1 protein-coding gene is annotated in these 4000 nt (G+C 63.8%); it reads right to left on the bottom strand.

Annotated elements, in window-relative coordinates:
* Positions 1 to 4000, bottom strand: a 4000-nt coding sequence (locus RKP46_RS01815) for a tandem-95 repeat protein (RefSeq protein ID WP_311105048.1), incomplete at both ends; no start/stop codon positions are given.

Genomic DNA, 4000 nt, shown 5'->3' on the forward strand with positions numbered 1-4000 from the left:
CGACCGTCAGGCTGCCGTCTTCGTCTACCGTGTAGGCATCCGCGACCGCCAGCGGCGCGTTGTTGCCTCCGCCAACGTTCAGGAAGACCGTCGCATTGCTGGCGGCGAGCCCATCGTTCGCGGCGTAGACGAAGCTATCCGTACCACTGTACCCCAGGTCCGGCGTGTAGGAAAACGAACCGTCTGCCCTGAGAATGAGTTGCCCATGCGAAGGCGCGCTGACGACCTCGGCTACCAGCGCGTCGCCTTCGACATCGGTGTCGTTCGCCAGGACACCGCTTTCCGCTACCACCACAAGCCCGCCGTTGCGCGCCACCGAGTAGCTGTTGTCACGCGCCAGAGGCGCATCGTTCACGGCGTTGACGCTCAGGCTGACGGTGACGTCGTTGCTGATCGTATTGCCATCGCTCAGCCGGTAGATGAAGCTGTCGCTGCCGCTGTAGTTGACATCCGGGGTATAGGCGAAGCCGCCGTCGGCGTTCAGCATCAACACGCCGTGTGCCACGCCGTCGACCAGGATGACGCTCAGGCTGTCGCCATCGACATCGGCATCGTTGGTGAGCACGCCATTGGCGGCCGCAACGCTCAGCGTATTGTCTTCATCCACCGCGTACGCATCTTCTGTCGCCAGCGGTGCGTCGTTGACCGCGCCGATGGCCAGACTGACGGCGACCACGTTGCTGTCGGCACTGCCGTCGTTAACTTTGTAGCTGAAGCTGTCGCTGCCGTGGTAGTTGGCGTCCGGAAGGTAGGTGAAACCGCCGTCGGCGCGCAGCGTCAGCGCTCCATGCGCAACTCCGCTGACCAGGATCACGCTCAGACTGTCGCCGTCGACGTCCATATCGTTGCCGAGCACACCGTTGGGAAGAACCTCCAGCGCTATGTCTTCATCGAGCGCATACGTTTCGCCAACGGCAACCGGCGCGTCATTGACCGCGTTGATCGTCAGACGAACGGTGGCCACGTTGCTGCTGGCAAGGCCATCGAACACCTGATAGGTGAACATGTCCTCACCATTGAAGTCGGCTGTCGGCGAGTAACTGAAGATTCCACCGCCGAGATCCACCAGGCTGCCGAAGCTCGGCGCATTGAGCACCTGAACGACGCGCTGCGGACCGTCAGGATCGCTGTCGCCGTGCGCCAGGTTGATGACTGTGGTCTGATCCTCGTCGCCGATGAAGCTGTCGTCGCCCGCATACGGGATCTGGTTCACTCCGAAGTCGCGCGTTTCGCTACCGCGGCTCGCCATGACGACGTCGAAGAAGTTGGCCGTAGTGTGCGTCCAGCCACCGGAATTGAGCAAGGTCACGCGATGCGTACCCGGCCCGACGCCGGCGATACGCCAGGCACCGCCGACGCCGGTGGTCGTGCTCGTTTCGTCAACGTCAAGCGCACCATCGCCGTCGGCGTCGATGAAAACGGTCATTTCCGGCAGGCCGCTGTCGGAAACCTCCGGGTCATACGCCCCATTGGCGTCGAAGTCATCGAACACCGTTCCGGCGATCTCGCCCAGGCGGAAATTACCGAAATCGCGCTCGGCAATCTCCTCGCCAGCCGCGACGTGTACGGTGTGGCTCGCCGGTCCGGCAATCAGACCAACATTCGGATCGTCGTCGCTGCTGCTGCCACCACCGCCATTGCCGCTCGCGGTCAGGTTGCGAATGGCATTGGCCAGGGCGAGCACATCGAGGGTACTGAACGACAGGCCGGTATTGGCCACGTTGTCGTTCTCGTCGTCGCCGTCCAGGATCGTCTTGCCACTAGTGGCGAGCAGCGCGGCAAACTCCCCAGTCGTCAGGTTTCGATGCAGATATTGCTGCGCGACATCCTGCGCCAGCGTCGCGATGCCGGCGAGGTAGGCCGACGCCTGGCTGGTCCCGTACATGGTGACCGTGCCACCCGTCGCGTTGGCACCGAGCATGCGGGTGCCGGGAACGAAGGCGTCGAGCTGGCTATCGTCGCGTTGCGAGAATGCGGCAATTCGGTCGGGGCCGGTCGACACGTCGATGGCACCGCTGCCGTAGCGGTACTGGCCGCCGAAGTCGCCACTCCACACCGCCCCGGCAGCGACCACTGCCGGGTCGGCGGCCGGATAAGCGACGCCAAGTTGCCCGCTATATTCGTAGTAACTGTTGCCGGCTGCCGCGACGATAATCACCCCGTGCGCGGCGAGTGCGGCAAGTTCATCGCCGATGCCGTACAGCGATGCCGAATCGGCCCAGTTCTCGCCGTCGCCCAGCGACATGTTGATGACGCCGATCTGGTAGGCGTCGATGTGACTGAGCGTCCACTGCAGCGCTTCTTCCAGGTAACCGAAGTTGCCGCTGCCCGCATCGGTGAACACCTTGAGAGCGATCAGGTCAGCCTGCGGTGCAACGCCTCTCGCCAGCGCATCGGACGATGCGATCAGACTCGAAACGTTCGAACCATGGCCGTGCCGGTCTGAGGCATCGGCATCGTTTTCGGCGAAATCCCACTGGAAAACGATGCGGTCGGCAACGCCGTTGCCATCCGTATCGGGGCCGAAGAAGCTGTGGTTGAGGTCGATGCCGGTGTCGATGACGACCGTGGTCACACCCGCGCCATTGAGCGCCGCGTAGGCGGCATTCGCCCGATACGCGTCGAGATTCGTCAGATGCTCGGCCAGCGTGTTGCTCAGCACTTCGTCTGCGCTGACGTCGGCGCGCACGAGCTCGTCGGGAAGGCTGAGAACCGCGGTCGACCCGGTGAGCGATACCGTCCGTGCGGGAGAAACGCCCGGATAAGTCTGAACCCAACCGGCCTGCATGACTTCCGCGACCGTGTAGGTGCCGGGCAGCAGATTGTCGAAGCGGTAGCTGCCGTCGGCCGCGGTCGTCGTATGACGCTCGCCGCTTTCCAGCACGCCGTTGGCATTGCGATCGAGATAGATTGTCCAGCCGGCCAGGCCACGATCGTCTTCCGCATTCCATCGCCGATCGCCGTTGACGTCCTCGAACTTGCGGCCGGCAATGCTCCCCGCCTGCACATTGGCGAAGTCGTTGCCGCCGATGTCCGCGCCCGAGGTCGGACTGACACTGTAGTACCCGCTGCTCGGTGCCGTCTGCAGCCAGCCTTCCCGCTGTACTTCACTGACGCGGTAAACGCCCGGAGCAAGATCGGTGAAGCGGTAATAGCCGTACTCGTCAGTCGTCGCGCTGGCATCGATCGTCCCGTCGCCCCCGCGATCGAGCTCGATCGTCCAGCCGGCAAGCCCGCCTTCGCCTTCATCCTGGCTGCCATCCCCATCCAGGTCATTGAACTTGAGACCACCAATCTGGGCGAGGGCAAAGTTGCCGAAGTCGGCAGTCGACTCTTCGCCACCGACGATGGTGATCTGGCGACTGCCGGCAGCGGGGTTGATCGCCATCCAGCCGCTACGCATTTCCTCGCCGACCAGGTAGTTTCCAGCGACCAGATCGGCGAAATGGTAAACACCGTTCGCGTCGGTCAGTACGCTGACTTCGCCGGCGTCAAGTGTCCCGCTCTCGTTCGCGTCAAGGTAGATCGTCCAGCCGGCCAAGCCGTTCTCGTCAGCGCTGCGGACGCCATCGCCATTCACGTCTTCGTACTTCACGCCAGACAGCGAGCCGCTGCCGCCGGCGATCGTGGTGACGGCATCGGCGTCGGCCGGTGCGTCCTCCTCGTTCCCCGCGTTGTCGCGCGCGGTGCTGTAGAACGCGTAGGTATGGCCGCGATGCCCGGTATAGATCGCTTCAGTCGCCGGCGTATTCAGCAGCCAGATCGAGAAGGCTCCGCCATCCACCGAAACGTGGATCGTGTAGTCGGCAATCGCCGATCCTGCGCTCTCGTCGCTGCCGCCCCAGCTCACCAGGAACTCGGTCGCATCGCCCGTCGCCGGCAGAATGCTCGCCGGCAGAGGAGCCACCTGGCTGCTCGGTCGGCCGGAATCGAGCGTGGCAAAGATCGTCGGCGTGACAATCGGCGCCTGCGTGTCGAAGACGATGCTCGCCTGCGCGTC

The organism is Accumulibacter sp., from assembly GCF_031732815.1.
Taxonomy (GTDB): Bacteria; Pseudomonadota; Gammaproteobacteria; order Burkholderiales; family Rhodocyclaceae; genus Accumulibacter.